Origin of the sequence: Ottowia sp., from assembly GCF_016703145.1 — a bacterium.
Taxonomy (GTDB): domain Bacteria; phylum Pseudomonadota; class Gammaproteobacteria; order Burkholderiales; family Burkholderiaceae_C; genus Ottowia.
In genome coordinates this window covers 370,807-388,337 of the sequence record NZ_JADJCO010000003.1, presented here as the reverse complement: position 1 = coordinate 388,337, position 17,531 = coordinate 370,807, and the positions used below count along the sequence as shown (strand labels likewise).

The 17,531-nt window shown below is 69.6% G+C and carries 11 protein-coding genes and 2 pseudogenes; 8 read left to right on the top strand and 5 right to left on the bottom strand.

Going from position 1 to position 17,531, the window contains the following annotated elements:
* Window positions 1-144 precede the first annotated feature (144 nt).
* The 3 genes and pseudogenes from putA (at window position 145) to cutA (ending at window position 5,752) form a co-directional block, all read left to right on the top strand.
* Window positions 145-3,877 (top strand): annotated as a pseudogene (gene putA, locus IPG65_RS05510) (trifunctional transcriptional regulator/proline dehydrogenase/L-glutamate gamma-semialdehyde dehydrogenase).
* Window positions 3,878-4,036: 159 nt separating this feature from the next.
* On the top strand, window positions 4,037-5,197 hold the full coding sequence (locus IPG65_RS05505; protein ID WP_293188251.1) for an aminotransferase class V-fold PLP-dependent enzyme: 1,161 nt from the start codon (window positions 4,037-4,039) through the stop codon (window positions 5,195-5,197).
* A 207-nt stretch (window positions 5,198-5,404) separates the two neighbouring features.
* Entirely contained in the window at window positions 5,405-5,752 is a 348-nt protein-coding gene (cutA, locus tag IPG65_RS05500) for a divalent-cation tolerance protein CutA (protein ID WP_293188250.1), read from the top strand.
* A gap of 60 nt (window positions 5,753-5,812) precedes the next feature.
* Here cutA and IPG65_RS05495 read toward each other — a convergent pair whose 3' ends face one another.
* From IPG65_RS05495 to IPG65_RS05480, 4 genes are all read right to left on the bottom strand, one after another.
* Window positions 5,813-7,324 (bottom strand): FAD-linked oxidase C-terminal domain-containing protein, encoded by a 1,512-nt coding sequence (locus IPG65_RS05495; RefSeq protein WP_293188249.1) that lies wholly within the window; start codon window positions 7,322-7,324, stop codon window positions 5,813-5,815.
* Between the two features lie 263 nt (window positions 7,325-7,587).
* Window positions 7,588-8,013 (bottom strand): barstar family protein, encoded by a 426-nt coding sequence (locus tag IPG65_RS05490; RefSeq protein ID WP_293188248.1) that lies wholly within the window; start codon window positions 8,011-8,013, stop codon window positions 7,588-7,590.
* A 74-nt stretch (window positions 8,014-8,087) separates the two neighbouring features.
* The gene (locus IPG65_RS05485) at window positions 8,088-8,429 is read right to left on the bottom strand and encodes a ribonuclease domain-containing protein (RefSeq protein ID WP_293189958.1); all 342 of its coding nucleotides are present in this window, start codon (window positions 8,427-8,429) and stop codon (window positions 8,088-8,090) included.
* A 227-nt stretch (window positions 8,430-8,656) separates the two neighbouring features.
* Window positions 8,657-10,987 (bottom strand): NADP-dependent malic enzyme, encoded by a 2,331-nt coding sequence (locus IPG65_RS05480; RefSeq protein ID WP_293188247.1) that lies wholly within the window; start codon window positions 10,985-10,987, stop codon window positions 8,657-8,659.
* 158 nt (window positions 10,988-11,145) lie between these two features.
* Between IPG65_RS05480 and IPG65_RS05475 the strand changes: the two genes are divergently transcribed.
* The 5 genes from IPG65_RS05475 (at window position 11,146) to IPG65_RS05455 (ending at window position 16,080) form a co-directional block, all read left to right on the top strand.
* Window positions 11,146-12,183, top strand: a complete 1,038-nt coding sequence (locus IPG65_RS05475; RefSeq protein WP_293188246.1) for an SPFH domain-containing protein — start codon at window positions 11,146-11,148, stop codon at window positions 12,181-12,183.
* A gap of 116 nt (window positions 12,184-12,299) precedes the next feature.
* The gene (locus IPG65_RS05470; protein WP_293188245.1) at window positions 12,300-13,805 is read left to right on the top strand and encodes a DUF4178 domain-containing protein; all 1,506 of its coding nucleotides are present in this window, start codon (window positions 12,300-12,302) and stop codon (window positions 13,803-13,805) included.
* A 25-nt stretch (window positions 13,806-13,830) separates the two neighbouring features.
* Window positions 13,831-14,052 carry a DUF350 domain-containing protein gene (locus tag IPG65_RS05465; RefSeq protein ID WP_293188244.1) on the top strand — a complete coding sequence of 74 codons (222 nt, stop codon included), beginning with the start codon at window positions 13,831-13,833 and terminating at the stop codon, window positions 14,050-14,052.
* 71 nt (window positions 14,053-14,123) lie between these two features.
* A complete protein-coding gene (locus IPG65_RS05460; protein ID WP_293188243.1) occupies window positions 14,124-15,686 on the top strand; it encodes a class I SAM-dependent DNA methyltransferase in 1,563 nt (520 codons plus the stop codon).
* A complete protein-coding gene (locus tag IPG65_RS05455) occupies window positions 15,676-16,080 on the top strand; it encodes a restriction endonuclease subunit S (protein ID WP_293188242.1) in 405 nt (134 codons plus the stop codon). The genes IPG65_RS05460 and IPG65_RS05455 overlap by 11 nt, the downstream gene beginning before the upstream one ends.
* 103 nt (window positions 16,081-16,183) lie before the next feature.
* Here IPG65_RS05455 and IPG65_RS05450 read toward each other — a convergent pair.
* Window positions 16,184-17,466 (bottom strand): annotated as a pseudogene (locus IPG65_RS05450) (IS256 family transposase).
* Between the last annotated feature and the right edge of the window lie 65 nt (window positions 17,467-17,531).

Sequence of the window (17,531 nt, the reverse complement as noted above, 5' to 3'; positions counted from 1 at the left end):
CGCCTCGACCCAGCGGTGGCGCCCGCCGCTCCTGCCCTCTTCCCGCACCGCGAGGGTGTGGTGACTTGGCCTGAATGCGGTGACACATGCGTCCGGCGGGCTGGAACAATGGCGCATCGTCCGGCCTTCCCGCTGCATTCGACCATGACCGCCGCCCCCTCCAACCCGCCGTCCTCGCCCTTCGCCGCCCTGCAGGCCGAGCTGGCGCCGCCGCCGACCGCGCCGCGCCGGGCCACCGCCGCCGCCTGCCGCCTGCCGGAGCCCGAGGCGCTGGCGCCGCTGCTGCCGCTGGCGCGCCTGCCCGAGGCCGAGGCGCGCGCCGCGCACGACCTGGCGCTGCGGCTGGCCGGCGCGCTGCGCCACGGCAGGCGCCAGGGCGGGCGCGCGGGCGTGGTGCAGGGGCTGCTGCAGGAGTTCGCCCTGTCGTCGCAGGAAGGCGTGGCGCTGATGTGCCTGGCCGAGGCGCTGCTGCGCATCCCCGACGCCGCCACGCGCGACGCGCTGATCCGCGACAAGGTCAGCCGGGGCGACTGGCAGCCGCACGTGGGGCGCAGCCCGTCGCTGTTCGTCAACGCCGCCGCCTGGGGCCTGCTGCTGACGGGCCGGCTGGTGGCCACGCACAGCGAGGCGGGCCTGGGCACGCTGCTGGCGCGCATCGTCGGCAAGAGCGGCGAGCCGCTGATCCGCAAGGGCGTGGACATGGCCATGCGCATGATGGGCGAGCAGTTCGTCACCGGCGAAACCATTGAGCAAGCGCTGAAGAACGCCCGCGAGCGCGAGGCGCAGGGCTTCCGCTATTCCTACGACATGCTGGGCGAGGCCGCGCTGACGGCCGATGACGCGGCGCGCTACCTGAAGAGCTACGAGGACGCCATCCACGCCATCGGCCAGGCGGCGGCCGGGCGCGGCGTCCACGAGGGGCCGGGCATCTCGGTCAAGCTGTCCGCGCTGCACCCGCGCTACGCCCGCGCGCAGCGCCAGCGCGTGCTCGATGAGCTGGTGCCGCGCCTGCTGGGCCTGCTGGCGCTGGCGCGGCGCCACGACATCGGCCTGAACATCGACGCCGAGGAGGCCGACCGGCTGGAGCTGTCGCTGGACGTGCTGGAACAGGTGTGCGCCGCGCCCGGGCTGGCCGGCTGGAACGGCATCGGCTTCGTCATCCAGGCCTACCAGAAGCGCTGCCCGGCGGTGATCGACTTTCTCGTCGATCTGGCGCGGCGCACGCGCAGGCGGCTGATGGTGCGGCTGGTCAAGGGCGCGTACTGGGACAGCGAGATCAAGCGCGCCCAGGTGGACGGCCAGGCCGACTACCCGGTCTACACGCGCAAGGTGCACACCGACGTGAGCTATCTCGCCTGCGCGCGCAAGTTGCTGGATGCGCCCGACGCGGTGTACCCGCAGTTCGCCACCCACAACGCGCAGTCGCTGGCCGCCATCGTGCGGATGGCCGGGCCGGGCTACCACGCGGGGCAGTACGAGTTCCAGTGCCTGCACGGCATGGGCGAGCCGCTGTACGAGGCCGTGGTCGGCGGTGGGCCGCGGCGTCCGTGCCGCATCTACGCGCCCGTCGGCACGCACGAGACCCTGCTGGCCTACCTGGTGCGCCGGCTGCTGGAGAACGGCGCCAACACCTCCTTCGTGCACCGCATCGCCGACCCCTCGGTGCCGCTGGAGGACCTGGTGCGCGACCCGGTGGCCGTGGTGGACGAGGCCGCGCGCGCCGAGGGCCGGGCCGGCCTGCCGCACCCGCGCATCCCGCTGCCGCGCGCGCTGTACGGCGCGGCGCGCGCCAACTCGCGCGGACTCGACCTGGGCGACGATCTCGTGCTGGATACGCTATCGAAATCATTGCAAACAGCACACTACACAAGCGGGCTGGAGGCCGATTTCATTCAAAACTCCCCGCCGCGGCCCGTGCGCAACCCCGCCGACCATGGCGACGTGGTCGGCCACGTGCGCGCCGCCGGCGTGGCCGACGCGCACGCCGCTCTCGGCGCCGCCACCGCCGCGGCCAGCGCTTGGGCCGCCACCCCGCCGGCCGAGCGCGCCGCCTGCCTGGAGCGCGCCGCCGACGCGCTGGAGCGCGACCTGGCCCCGCTCATGGGCCTGCTGGTGCGCGAGGCCGGCAAGACCTGGCCCAGCGCCGTGGCCGAGGTGCGCGAGGCGGTGGACTTCCTGCGCTTCTACGCCGCGCAGGCGCGCGATCAGTTCGACAACGCCACGCACCTGCCACTGGGGCCGGTCGTGTGCATCAGCCCGTGGAACTTCCCGCTCGCCATCTTCACCGGCCAAGTCGCCGCCGCGCTGGCCGCCGGCAACCCCGTGCTGGCCAAGCCGGCCGAGCAGACGCCGCTGATCGCCCTGGAGGCCGTGCGCCGCCTGCACGCCGCCGGCGTGCCGCGCGCGGCGCTGCAATGGCTGCCCGGCGACGGCGCCACCGTGGGTGCGGCCCTGGTCGCCGACCCGCGCACGCGCGGCGTGATGTTCACCGGCTCCACCGAGGTCGCGCGCCTGCTGCAGGCCCAGCTTGCCGAGCGCCTGAACCCCGACGGCCAGCCCGTGCCCCTGGTCGCCGAGACCGGTGGGCAGAACGCCATGGTGGTCGATTCCTCCGCCCTGCCCGAGCAGGTGGTGCAGGACGTGATGGTCTCGGCCTTCGACAGCGCCGGCCAGCGCTGCTCCGCCCTGCGCGTGCTGTGCCTGCAGGACGACGTGGCCGACCGCATCCTGGCCATGCTGAAAGGTGCCATGGCCGAGGCGCGCCTGGGCCACCCCGCCGCGCCGTCCACCGACGTCGGCCCCGTGATCGACGCCGAGGCGCAAGCCGCGCTCCAGCGCCACATCGACACCCTGCGCGCGCGCGGCCACGCCGTGCACCAGGCCGCGCGCCCGCAGGACGCCGGCGCCCTGGCGCGCGGCACCTTCGTGCCGCCCACGCTGATCGAGATCGCGCGCATCGACCAGCTCCAATGCGAGGTCTTCGGTCCCGTGCTGCACGTGCTGCGCTACCGGCAGGGCGAGCTGGATGCGCTCATCGCGCAGATCAACCGCGGCGGCTACGGCCTGACGGCCGGCGTGCACACCCGCATCGACGAGACCATCGCCCGCCTGGCGGGCCGGCGTGCGGGCCGGGAACGTGTACGTGAACCGCAACATGGTCGGCGCCGTGGTGGGGGTGCAGCCCTTCGGCGGCGAGGGCCTGTCCGGCACCGGGCCGAAGGCCGGCGGGCCGCTGGCCCTGCTGCGCCTGCTTTCGCGCTGCCCGCCGGACGCCGCGCTGCGCGCCGTCCAGGCGCTGGGGGCGCCGGAAGGACCGCCGCCCACCGCGCCGGGCGCCGGGTTGTCCGCGCTGCGCGACTGGGCGCAGGCCCAGGGCGATGCCGCGCTGGCCGCCGCCTGCGCGCGGCTGGGCGCCGCCAGCCCCGCCGGGCAGGCGCGCGTGCTGGCCGGCCCCACCGGCGAGCGCAACGTCTACGCCGTGCTGCCGCGCGAGCGCGTGCTGTGCCTGGCCGGACAGCCCGGCGACCGGCTGCTGCAACTGGCCGCCGTGCTGGCCGTCGGCGCCCGCGCCGTCTGGCCGGCGGCCGCGGCGGACGACCTGGCGCGCCTGCCCGCCCCGGTGCAGGCGTGCGTCGCGCTGGCGGCCGACTGGCGCAGCCCCGCCGTCGCCCTGGACGCCGTGCTGGTGCACGGCGGCGCCAAAGCGGCGGCCGAGGCCGCGCGCGCCATGGTCGCGCGCCCCGGGCCGATCGTCGGCGTGACGGCGCTGGCGCCGGGCGACGCGCAGGTGCCCCTGGCGCGGCTGGTGACCGAGCGCGCCGTCAGCACCAACACCGCCGCGGCCGGCGGCAATGCCAGCCTGATGACGCTGGATTGAGGGGTGGACAGCGGATTGCTATTTTTTAAGCAGGCGCTTGCCGAACGCCAGGACCAGGGCGGGGGCGAGAAGGGCATGACACGCTCTGGCCGCGCACCGCGTGCTAAGCTGATTCGCTGATGCCCGGCGCCGCGCCGGCCCCTGAAAGAAGACACACCCATGCCCGGACTCCTGCCCCACATCGACCCCGACGGCCTGCTCGAATTTTCGGTCGTCTACACCGACCGCGCGCTCAACCACATGTCGCAGCGCTTCCAGGGCGTGATGCGCGACATCGCCGCCATGCTCAAGGAGGTCTACCACGCCGACGCCGCCGTGCTGGTGCCCGGCAGCGGCACCTTCGGCATGGAGGCGGTGGCGCGCCAGTTCGCCAACGACCGGCCGGTGCTGATCCTGCGCAACGGCTTCTTCAGCTACCGCTGGAGCCAGATCCTGGAGGCCGGCCGCATCACCGCGCCGGAGCAGGTCACCGTGCTGAAGGCGCGCCGGGTGGGCGAGGGCAGCCAGGCGCCCTGGGCGCCCGCGCCCATCGGCGAGGTGGAAGCCGCCATCGCCCGCCAGCGCCCCGCCGTCGTCTTCGCCCCGCATGTGGAGACGGCCAGCGGCATCCTGCTGCCCGACGACTACCTGCGCCGCGTGGCCGAGGCCACGCACGCGGCGGGCGGCCTGTTCGTGCTGGACTGCATCGCCTCCGGCGCGATGTGGGTCGACATGCGGGCCGTCGGCGTGGACGTGCTGGTCAGCGCGCCGCAGAAAGGCTGGAGCAGCTCGCCCTGCTGCGCCATGGTGGGCCTGTCGGATCGCGCGCTGAAGGTGATGGAAGGCACCACCAGCACCAGCTTCGCGATGGACCTGAAGAAGTGGCACCAGATCATGCAGGCCTACGACACCGGCAGCCACGCTTACCACGCCACCATGCCGACCATGGCGCTGGTGAAGCTGCAGGGCACCATGCGCGAGACGCAGCAGCGCGGCTTCGCCCAGGTGCGCGAACAGCAGATCGCGCTGGGCCGCGAGGTGCGCACGCTGATGGCCGGGCGCGGCTTTCCCAGCGTCGCCGCGCCGGGCTTCGAGGCGCCGGGCGTGGTGGTCAGCTACACCACCGACCCCGACATCCAGAACGGCAAGAAATTCATCGCCCAGGGCCTGCAGACCGCCAGCGGCGTGCCGCTGATGTGCGACGAGCCGGCCGACTTCCGCACCTTCCGGGTGGGCCTGTTCGGCCTGGACAAGTGGGCCGACGTGGACCGCAGCGTCGGCCACCTGGCCGCGGCGCTGGACCGCCTGGGCTTCCCGGCGCGCGAGTCCGCCACCGCATGAACCCGCCCCCAGGCTCCACGCGCTGCGCGCTTGTGGCCCCTCCCCCCTCGTGGGGGAGGGGTTGGGGAGAGGGGGGCTGGCGGATCGGCGCGGCGCTGAACGCAGGCGTTGCCCCCTCTCCCCAACCCTCTCCCACGAGGGGAGAGGGGGCCATGCCTGCGCCGTTTCATGCGCTGCGGGTGGCGCGATGCGCGGAGGTGGTCTGAGATGGCCGGCCCGCCGCGTCCGCTGCTGGTGGTCACCACCATCGGCTCGCGCGAGGAGGCGCTGGCGCTGGCGCGCGCCATCGTCGATCTGCGGCTGGCCGCCTGCGCGCAGATCGAGCCCATCGACAGCATCTACCGCTGGCGCGAGCAGGTGTACGAGGACGCCGAGTTCCGCCTGCTGTTCAAGACCATCGCCGCGCACTACCCGGCGCTGGAGGCGGCGATCCGCGCGCGCCACCTCTACGACCTGCCCGCTATCCACGCCATCGCCACCGAGGCGGCCGACCCGGTGTACGCGGCCTGGGTGGCCGAGAATTCCGGCGGTGCTGATCGGCCCATGCCAGCTTGATTTGCTATTTATAATATAGCTGTCAGCGCAATATTGGTGCTGGCTATAGGCCAAAAAAGCTCAAAAACGTTCCAGTTCCGCATGCGGTAGCCGGCCGCCGCGCACCAGCATCCGGCCGTACTCGGCGCAGCGCTGCAGCGTCGGGATCACCTTGCCGGGGTTGAGCAGGCCCCGCGGATCGAACGCGTGCTTGACGGCCATCATCTGCGCGTTCTCGGCGGCCGAGAACTGCACGCACATGCTGTTGAGCTTCTCCACGCCCACGCCGTGCTCGCCGGTCACCGTGCCGCCCATGGCCACGCTGGTCTCCAGGATGTCGGCACCGAACAGCTCGGCCCGGTGCAGCTGGTCCGGGTCGTTGGCGTCGAACAGGATCAGCGGGTGCAGGTTGCCGTCGCCGGCGTGAAAGACGTTGCAGCAGCGCAGGCCGTATTGGCGCTCCATCTCCTGGATCGCCAGCAGGATGTCGGCCAGCCGCTTGCGCGGGATGGTCGAGTCCATGCACATGTAGTCGGGGCTGATGCGCCCGCTGGCCGGGAAGGCGTTCTTGCGCCCGCTCCAGAAGCGCAGGCGCTCTTCCTCGGACCCGCTCACCGCGATCTGCGTCGCGCCCGCCGCGCGCAGCACCTCGGACATGCGCGCGATCTCCTCGCCCACCTCCTCCGGCGTGCCGTCGCTCTCGCACAGCAAGATGGCGGCGGCGTCGAGGTCGTAGCCGGCGTGCACGAAGTCCTCCACCGCCGCCGTCATCGGCTTGTCCATCATCTCCAGCCCGGCCGGGATGATGCCCGCGCCGATCACCGCCGCCACCGCCGCGCCCGCCTGCCGCACGTCGGCGAAGCTGGCCATGATGCAGCGCGCCAGGCGCGGGCGCGGCAGCAGGCGCACGGTGACCTCGGTGGTCACGGCCAGCATGCCCTCGCTGCCGGTGACGAGTGCCAGCAGGTCGTAGCCCGGCGCGTCCAGCGCGTCGGCACCGAACTCGATCGGCTCGCCCTCGATGGTGAAGCCCTTGACCTTCAGCACGTTGTGCAGCGTCAGGCCGTATTTCAGGCAGTGCACGCCGCCCGAGTTCTCGGCCACGTTGCCGCCGATGGTGCAGGCGATCTGGCTCGACGGGTCGGGCGCGTAGTACAGGCCGTGCGGCGCCGCCGCCTCGCTGATGGCCAGGTTGCGCACCCCGCACTGCACGACGGCGGTGCGCGCCAGCGGGTCGATGCCCAGGATGCGGTTGAACCTGGCCAGCGACAGCGTCACCCCGCGCGCGTGCGGCATCGCGCCGCCCGACAGCCCCGTGCCCGCGCCGCGCGCCACCACCGGCACGCCCAGGGCGCGGCAGGCGCGCAGCACCGCCTGGACCTGCTCGTAGCTCTCGGGCAGCGCCACGGCCAGCGGGCGCTGGCGGTACGCGGTCAGGCCGTCGCATTCGTAGGGCGTGGTCTCCTCGCTGGACCACAGCACCGATTCAGTGGGCAAAATGGCCTGCAGCCCGCGCACGATCTGCGATTGCAGCTCTTGAGTTGATAGCGATTCGGCAGGGGTGCCGGGTGATTCAGCGGTGGCGGCGGTCATGGCGGACTCGGCTGGTCGAGGGAGCACTCTAAAGAAAAAGCCCGCGCGAGGCGGGCTTCGTCGGACACGGTCGGCGGCGCTTCAGGCGGCGCTCAGCCAGTATCCCGCGTTGAAGGGGCTGCTCATGCGCAGCGCCAGCGGCGAGATGTCGACCAGCTTGTCGGTCGGCATCTTCTCGCCGGATTCGATGCCGGCGGCGTCCGCCTGTGCATCGCCCTGGGCCTCGTTCGCCCGTTCTGCTTGGCCGGTGGGTGCAGAACGGGCTACCGAAAAGAATAGAAGCACCTGAACGGTATCTTCCGGTCGTTCCAGTAGTCGGCCGCGTCGCGGAAGATGTCCAGCAGCTGCTCGCGCGCTTCCTTGTCGAACTTGGCCGTGGCCGGGATCTGTTCCAGCACCACGATGAAGCCCGGCTGCGGGCCCGACTTGTGCAGCGGGTCGGTCATGCAGTCGTACAGCGCGTCGAAGTTCTTGCCGAAGTGCGCCGGGAAGGTGAACTGCTGCGCGATCAGGTCCAGCACGTCCTGCTTGGTCTGCGCCGCCGCCAGATTGGCGTAGAGGAAGTGCTGGCCGAGCTGCGCCGCCGTCTCCTGCAGGTCATGCACGCGGAAGGCGCGGATGGACTGCACGATGTTGCTGCGCACGCCCTTGAGGGGCGTGTCCTGGGGTTGACGAAGTGGCTGATCCATCTCCGCTGCTCTCTCTGAAGTCAATAACCTGTCCGGCGCAGGCGACTGCACCGGCTGAAACTGTTCGCGCGCTTTCATCGTTCGACAATCCTCTTGAAGCTCGAATAATGGTCGCTGGTGTAATAGCAGGCCTCGGGCTGCGTGCGCTCATACCCTCCGCACACGATGCGCCGGGCGCCACGGTGGCTCACCCTTCGGGTCTCGACGGTGTATTCTCGGTAGTAGCCCCGCCGCTTGGCCGGCAACAGCCGTTCGCGATTGCCGAACACCGCGCCATCCTTGTCGTAGGGAAACGGACCGCCCAGGTGGATCAGACGGTATGTCTGCTGCCCCTGCCTGGGCAGGTCGACCACCGAGACGGTGGGCTCCGAGCTCCAGGACCCTTCGCGCGCCTGAGCCGTGCCCGTGCCGGCCATCAGGCCTGCACACAGCGACACCGCCAGAAGCGACCGGGCAACATGCGATGCCGCTGTTCGCAACATGAAAAACACCCTTCGAAAACCTCCGGGTTAACCCGAAAATCCCAAGGCGCTAGTGTGACGCAGCAGCCACGAAAAAGCAAGCGCCTGCTTAAATCACAGGCACTGCGCAGGACTATCCCGGCGCGCGATTAGTGTGCGCTCACTAAAGTGGCGGGGCTCTACTAATCGGCGTTCGCGTCGGCCACGGTAAGCGCCGTCAGGTTGACGATGCGGCGCACGGTGGCGCTGGCCGTGACAATGTGCACGGGTTTGGCCGCGCCGAGCAGCACCGGGCCGATGGCAATGTTGCCGCCAGCGACGGTCCTGAGCAGGTTGTAGGCGATGTTGGCGGCGTCGATGTTGGGAAACACCAGCAGGTTGGCATCGCCGTGCAGAGGGCTGCTCGGCATCACGGTGGCGCGTTGCTGGCCGTCCAGCGCCACGTCGCCGTGCATCTCGCCGTCCACTTCCAGCCAGGGGGTCTGCTCGCGCAGCAGCTCCAGCGTGCGGCGCATCTTGACCGCCGTGGGCTGGTTGCTGGTGCCGAAGTTGGAGTGCGACAACAGCGCCGCCTTGGGCTGGATGCCGAAGCGCACCATCTCCTCGGCCGCCAGGGCGGTGATCTCGCACAGCTCCTCGGGCGTGGGGTCGTAGTTGACGTGGGTGTCCACCAGGAACACCTGCCGGTCTGGCAGCAGCAGCCCGTTCATGCAGGCGTACACCGGCACGTCCTGCGCGGTGCTGATGGCGCCGCCGGGGCGCTTGCCGATGACCTGGTCGATGTAGGTGAGGTGCTGCAGCGTGGTGCCCCAGGTGCCGCAGATCAGCCCGTCCACCTCGTCCTTGTGCAGCATCATGCAGGCGATCAGCGTCAGGCGCCGGCGCATCTCGATCTTGGCCACCTGGGCGGTGATGCCCTTGCGCTCGGTCATGCGGTGGTAGGTCTGCCAGAAGTCGCGGTAGCGGGGGTCGAACTCGGTGCTGGCGACTTCGTAGTCGCGCCCTTCCTGCAGGCGCAGGCCGAATTTCTCGATGCGCTGGGCGATGATGGCCGGCCGGCCGATCAGCGTCGGGCGCGCCAGGCCCTCGTCCACCACGATCTGGCAGGCGCGCAGAATGCGCTCCTCCTCGCCCTCGGCATAGGCCACGCGCTTCTTGGTGGCCCGCCGGGCGGCGTCGAAGATGGGCTTCATCGTCGTGCCCGAGGCGTAGACGAAGTTCTGCAGCTTTTCGCGGTAGGCGTCCATGTCGGTGATGGGGCGCAGCGCCACGCCGCTGTCCGCGGCGGCCTGGGCCACCGCGGGCGCGATCTTGGTCATCAGCCGCGGGTCGAACGGCTTGGGGATCAGGTATTCAGGGCCGAAGCTGAGCTTCTCGCCCACGTAGGCGGCGGCCACCTTCTCGCTCTGCTCGGCCTGCGCCAGCTCGGCGATGGCGTGGACAGCGGCCAGTTCCATCTCGTCGGTGATGGTGGTGGCGCCCGAGTCGAGCGCGCCGCGGAAGATGTACGGGAAGCACAGGACGTTGTTGACCTGGTTCGGGTAGTCGGTGCGGCCGGTGGCCATGATGATGTCGTCGCGCACGGCGTGCGCGTCCTCGGGCGCGATCTCGGGGTTGGGGTTGGCCAGCGCGAAGATCACGGGGCGCGGCGCCATCCGGGCCACCATCTCGGGCTTGAGCACGCCGCCGGCCGACAGGCCCAGGAACACGTCGGCGCCGTCGATCACCTCGGCCAGCGTGCGCGCGTCGGTCTTCTGCATGTACTGGCGCTTGTCGTCGTCCATCAGCTCCTCGCGGCCCTCGTAGACCACGCCGGCCAGGTCGGTGACGAACACGTTCTGGCGCCGCACGCCCACCTTCAGCAGCAGGTTCAGGCAGGCCAGCGCGGCCGCGCCGGCGCCGGAGGTGACTACCTTGACCTGGGCGATGTCCTTGCCCGCCACCTTCAGTCCGTTGACCATGGCCGCCGCCACCGTGATGGCCGTGCCGTGCTGGTCGTCGTGGAAGACCGGGATCTTCATGCGCTTGCGCAACTCGCGCTCGACGTAGAAGCAGTCCGGCGCCTTGATGTCCTCGAGGTTGATGGCGCCGAAGGTGGGCTCCAGCGCGGCGATCACATCCACCAGCTTCTGGGGGTCCTTCTCGTCGATCTCGATGTCGAACACGTCCACGCCGGCGAACTTCTTGAACAGCACGCCCTTGCCTTCCATCACCGGCTTGGAGGCCAGCGGGCCGATGTCGCCCAGGCCCAGCACCGCGGTGCCGTTGGTGATGACGGCCACCAGGTTGCCGCGCGCGGTGTACTTGAAGGCGTTGACCGGGTCCTTGACGATCTCCTCGCACGGCGCGGCCACGCCGGGCGAATAGGCCAGCGACAGGTCGCGCTGGTTGATCATCTGCTTGGTCGCCGAGATGGCAACCTTGCCGGGCACCGGAAACTCGTGGTAGTCGAGCGCGGCGCGGCGCAGTTCGGCGCGCTTGTCGTCGGTGGAGGCGGGCGGGGGGGTGGTCATGGGCGGTGCTCCTCGCGCGGGCGCCGGCCGCGCTTGTGGTTTTGGAAGGTGGCGCCAGAAGGTGCGGGCCATTGTAGAGAAGCGCGCGCGGTGGTCCGCGCCGGCAGGGGGCCCCGCGTATCATCCGCCGACGTTTTCCCCTACCGGAAGGGCAGGCCATGGCACTGATGGATTTCATCAAGAAGCAATTTATCGATGTCATCCAGTGGACGGAGGCCGGCGAGGGTACCCTGGCCTGGCGCTTCCCCATGGCCGACATGGAGATCCAGAACGGCGCCGTGCTGGTGGTGCGCGAGACGCAGATGGCGATGTTCGTCAACGAAGGCCAGGTGGCCGACGTGTTCGGCCCCGGCACCCACCAGCTCACCACGCAGACGCTGCCGCTGCTGACCAACCTCAAGAACTGGGACAAGCTGTTCCAGTCGCCCTTCAAGAGCGACGTGTACTTCTTCAGCACGCGCCAGCAGATCGACCAGAAGTGGGGCACGCCGCAGCCCATCGCCGTGCGCGACGCCGAGTTCGGCGCCGTGCGCCTGCGCGCCTTCGGCAACTACGCCTGGCGCGTGGCCGATCCGAAGACCTTCCACACCGAGATCAGCGGCACGCGCGATGTCTACACCGTGGCCGAGCTCGACGGCCAGTTGCGCGGCCTGATCGTGCAGAACATCGCCACCGGCATCGCGCGGAGCCAGGTGTCCTTCCTCGACCTGGCGGCCAACCAGCAGGCGTTCGCGCAGGCGCTGGCCAGCGCGCTGGCGCCGGCCATGGCGGCCTACGGCCTCCAGCTCGAAGCCATGACGGTGCAGAGCATCTCGCTGCCCGAAGAGCTGCAGAAAGTGCTGGACCAGAAGATCGGCACGGGCATGGTCGGCAACGACATGGGCCGCTTCATGCAGTACCAGACCGCGCAGGCCATCCCCAAGATGGCCGAGGGCGTGGGCGCCGGCGGCGACGCGGGCGGCTTGGCCGGCGCCGGGCTGGGCATGGGCGCCGGCGTGGCCATGGGGCAGATCCTGGCGCAGAACATGCAGTCGGCGCTGCAGGGCGGCGCCCCCGCGCCCGCCGCGCCGGTTGGCGTCAGGCCCGAGGACGTGATGGCCACGCTGGAGAAGCTGGGCGAACTCAAGGCCAAGGGCATCCTGACCGACGAGGAATTCAACGCCAAGAAGGCCGAGCTGCTGAAGAAGCTGGTCTGAACGGCATCAAGCACAGCCCAGTTTACTACAAAAATAATAGCTGCTTGCTCAATATTCATGCGGGCTAGAGGCCGATTTGGCTTGAAATCGTCTGTCCGCCGCCGGGAGCTGCCGGCGTGAGCGAGCCCGGCAGCGGCGGCCCCCGCCAGCGCAGCTACCGCGCGCCCTGCCCCGGCTGCGGCGCGCCCGTCGAGTTCCGCGGCGCGCAGTCCACCCATGCCGTCTGCCCCTACTGCCAGAGCACCGTGGTGCGCAGCGGCGAGGTGCTGCGGCGCCTGGGCCGGATGGCCGAGATCTTCGACGACCACAGCCCGCTGCGGCTCATGGCCAGCGGCCGCATCGCGCTGGACGGCCAGGACCTGCCTTTCACCCTGATCGGCCGCCTGCAGTACCAGGGCGACGAAGGCACCTGGACCGAGTGGAACGCCCTCCTGGACGACGGCCGCACCGCCACGCTGGGCGAGGACAACGGCGCCTACGTCTTCACCCGGCCGTTCGACGCCCCCCGCGACCTGCCGCCGGCCGAGAGCTTCCGCGTCGGCGCGGCCACCGCCATCGGCGGCCAGCCGTTCAGCGTGGCGGCCAACGTGCAGGCGCGCCTCGTCTCCGCCCAGGGCGAGCTGCCCAGGCTGCCGCCCCTGGGCCAGCCCTTCCGCGTGGTCGAGCTGCGCGCCGAGGACGGCGAGGTGCTGTCCATCGACCATGGCCACACGCCGCCCCGGCTGGAGCGCGGCCGCGCCGTGCTGCTGGACGACCTGCGCCTGCAAGGCCTGAAGGACGAATCGGCCAAGGACGAGCAAGGCCGCCAGTTCAACTGCCCGCGGTGCGGCGCGCCGGTGCATGTCAAGCTGGACACCACCCAGGCCATCGCCTGCGCCGCGTGCCACAGCCTGATCGACCTGGCCGGCGGCCTGGGCGGCGAGCTGCGCCACGCCGGGCAGGACGAGCCCGTGCGCCCGCTCATCCCGCTGGGCGGCACCGGGCAGCTCGAAGGCGTGCACTGGCAGGTGGTCGGCTTCCAGCGCCGCGTGGGCCAGGAGCCGGGCGATGACGAACAGTTCGGCTGGGACGAATACCTGCTCTACAACCGAAAGCGCGGCTTCGCGTTTTTGGTCGATGCGTCCGACGGCTGGAGCCTGGTGCGCCCCGCCACGGGCGCCCCCCGGCTGGCGCAGGGCGGGCGCGGCGCCACCTACCTGGGCGCCACCTACCAGCTGCAGTCCGCCTACGACGCCGAGACCACCTACGTGGCCGGCGAGTTCTACTGGCCCGTCGAGCGCGGCCAGAAAACCCGCAACCGCGACTTCGCCAACGCCGGCAAGGGCCTGCTGTCGATGGAGCAGACGCCGCGCGAGGTCACCTGGTCGGCGGGCAGCCGGATCAACGCCGACACCGTGGCCAAGGCCTTCAGGCTCGACGGCCGGCAAGACCTCTTCAAGCGCGCCGACGCCGCCCCGGTGGCCGCGCTGCGCGGCATCGGTTGCGGTACGCTGATCCTCATCTGCGTCGCCCTCATCGTCATCCTGGTGGTGATGGACCGTTGCTCGGGCAGCCCGGGCGGCGGCTACCGCAGCTCGGGCGGCTCGTACGGCGGCTGGTCCTCGGGCGGGGGCCACAAATGACACACTGGCAAAAGGAGCACAGGCAATGATGGGAATCGAATGGCTCAGGCCCGCGGCGTTCGTCGGGTCCATCCTCTACGCGCTGATCGGCGTGGTCATCTTCTGGCTGTGCTTCGCCATCATCGACAAGATCACGCCGCACGACCTCTGGCTCGAAATCGTCGAGAAGCAGAACAAGGCCCTGGCCCTGGTGGTCGCCGCCATGTGCCTGGGCATCAGCATCATCGTGGCGGCGGCGATCCACTGAGCCGGCCCCGCCCCGCGCCAACGCACACCGGCGGCCCCGGCGCTCCGGGGCGGCCCGCTTCCTTTTCACACATGAACGCCGACATCCAAAAAACCCTCTGGGCCACCGCCGACAAACTGCGCGCCAACATGGACGCGGCCGAATACAAGCACCTCGTGCTCGGCCTCATCTTCCTCAAGTACATCAGCGACACCTTCGCCGCCCGCCGCGCCGAAGTGTCCGCCCGCCTGCAAGACCCCGAAGACGAGTTCTGTTACGGTGAAGCCAGCCCCGAAGACCTGGCCGCCGAGCTGGACGACCGCGACTACTACACGTCAGCCAACGCCTTCTGGGTGCCCGAAGGCGCCCGCTGGGAAACCCTGCGCAACCTCGCCAAGCGCCCCGACATCGGCAAACACATCGACGACGCACTGGCCCTCATCGAAAGCGAGAACCCCAAGCTCAAGGGCATCCTCGACAAGCGCTACGCCCGCGCCCAACTGCCCGACGGCAAGCTGGGCGAGCTGGTGGACCTGGTCTCCACCATCGGCTTTGGCGAAAACCCCAGCACCGCCCGCGACGTGCTGGGCCAGGTGTATGAATACTTCCTGGGCATGTTCGCCAGCGCCGAAGGCAAGCGCGGCGGCCAGTTCTACACCCCCGCCAGCATCGTCAAGACCCTGGTCGCCGTGCTCAACCCGCACCATGGGCAGGTCTATGACCCGTGCTGCGGCTCGGGCGGCATGTTCGTGCAGAGCGAGCAATTCATCGAGGCCCACGGCGGCAAGCGCGGCGACGTCTCCATCTACGGACAGGAGAGCAACCCCACAACCTGGCGCCTGGCCGCCATGAACCTGGCCATTCGCGGCATCGACTTCAACCTGGGCCGCGAACCCGCCGACACCTTTTTGCGCGACCAGCACCCCAGCCTGCGCGCCGACTTCGTGCTGGCCAACCCGCCCTTCAACGTGAGCGACTGGTGGCACGGCAGCCTGGAGGGCGACCCGCGCTGGGTCTATGGCACGCCGCCCCAGGGCAACGCCAACACCGCGTGGCTGCAGCACATGCTGCACCACCTCAAACCCACCGGGCGCGCGGGCATCGTGCTGGCCAACGGCAGCATGAGCAGCAGCCAGAACAACGAGGGCGCCATCCGCGCCGCCATGGTCGAGGCCGACGTGGTGGAAGTGATGATCGCCCTGCCAGGCCAGCTCTTCTTCAACACCCAGATCCCCGCCTGCCTGTGGTTCCTGGCCAAACAGAAAAAGCGCAAGGGCGAGGTGCTGTTCATTGACGCGCGCAAGCTGGGCACCATGATCAGCCGCGTGCAGGCCGAGCTGGACGACGACGCCATCGCGCGCATTGCGGAAACGGTGGCCGCATGGCGCGGCGAGGTGGAGGTGGGCGCCACCGTCACCGCATACGCGGACCAGCCGGGCTTTTGCCGCAGCGTGCCGCTGGCCGAGATCGCTCAGCATGGCCATGTGCTGACGCCGGGGCGGTATGTGGGGGCGGAAGAGGTGGAGGACGACGACGAGGCGTTCGACGAGAAGATGCGCAAGCTGACGGAGAAGCTGGGGGAGCAGATGGCGCGGGGGGCGGAGTTGGATATGGTGATTCGGCGGAAGCTGGGGGGGCTGGGGTATGAGTTCTGAGTGGAGAACGTACCGCCTTCAAGAAGTCGGTCGCTTAGTTACGGGAAAGACACCCAAGAGTGGCGTGCCCGCTTTCGGCGGCGACGACGTGCCGTTTGTGTCTCCTCCTGATTTCTCGGGGAACAAGTGGATCACCAAGACCGTTCGCAGCATCTCAGAGGCCGGAGCCCAGTCTGTCAAAGGCAGCCTCATACCACCACGCAGCGTTTTGGTGACATGCATCGGCTCAGACATGGGTAAGGCTGCGATTGCTGCCTCTCGATGCGTTACCAATCAGCAGATCAATGCGATCTTGGTTGACGAGTCGAAGTTCTGCCCTGAGTTCGTTTACTACAACCTGAACACGCGAAAGGATGAAATTCGCAGCCTTGCCGGGGGCTCCGGGCCTGTCTGAATTTTTGTGTTCGAGGCGGTTGGTTGATCTGCTCTCGATTGATTTCTCTTCTGTCTTCAGGCCCCTGCCAGGCCGCCGGAGGCGCCCCGGTTGAGCCATGTATTCATGGTTCAACCTCCTTGCTGCTGGCGCCATGGGTCGGCTGCGTGAAGCGATCTTCGTGGAGTATCGCGAACTGGTTCATCGCCTCCTTCCAATCCTTGGCTGCCCGTCCCCAGTCGGCCGTTATGTTGCGCAGCGCCAGCCAGATCAGCTTGGAGGCCGCATCGTCACTGGGGGAAGTGTCCCCGTGTCTTGATGATCTTGCGCAGTCGCGCGTTGATGCTCTCGATGGCGTTGGTCGTGTAGATCACCCGGCGGATGGACGGTGGAAATGCAAAGAACGGAATCACCCGGTCCCACGCCCGACGCCAGGCCGCCACCACGGTGGGGAACTTGACGCCCCACGGGCCTTGAGCGAAGGCGTCGAGTTCGGCCTCGGCCGCCTCTGCGCTGGCGGCCGTGTAGATCGGCCTGATGGCCGCCGCCAGCAGCTTGCGATCCTTCCAACTGGCGTAGTCCAGGGAGTTGCGAATCAGGTGCACGATGCACGTCTGCAGCGTGGTGGCCGGACACCGCCGCCAGCGCTTCGGGCATGCCCTTCAAGCCGTCGGTGACGGCAATGAGGATGTCATTGACGCCGCGGGTCTTCAAGTCGTTGAACACCTTCATCCAGAACTTGGCGCCTTCGGTGCCCTCGATCCACAAGCCCAGGATGTCGCGCGTGCCATCGGGCAGCACGCCCAGGGCCAGGTAGATGGCCTTGTTGCGCACCACCGCGTCTTCCTTGATCTTCACGCGCAAGGCGTCGAAGAAGACCACCGGGTACCTCGGCTCCAGCGGGCGCGCCTGCCAGGCGGTGACCTCGGCCATGACGGCGTCGGTGACCGAACTGATGAACTCGGGCGACACCTCCACGCCGTAGCTCTCCAGCAGGAAGCCCTGGATCTCGCGCATGGTCAGGCCGCGCGCGTACATGGCCACGATCTTGTCGTCGAAGCCGGTGAAGCGGCGTTCGTGCTTGGGGATGAGCACCGGCTCGAAGGAGCCGGCGCGGTCGCGCGGGACTTCGATGCGCAGCGGCCCATCGTCGGTCAGCACGGTCTTGGCGCTGCGGCCGTTGCGCTGGTTGGCAGTGCCGGCCTCGGGCTTGCTCGCGCCATTCGGGTAGCCCAAATGGTGCGACATCTCGGCACCCAGGGCGCGCTCGATCAACGCCTTCTTGAATGCCACCGTCGCCGCGTTCACGGCATCGCCGGTCATGGGCCCCGAGACGAACTGGTCAATCAGCTCCTTCGGGATCGACGGCAGCGCCGCCATCTTGGCGGCGATCGCCGCGTTCTTCATCTTCGTCTTGCTCGTCGGCATACATGTTCCTGGTCGTCATGCTATGCCTCGAACACAAAATTCAG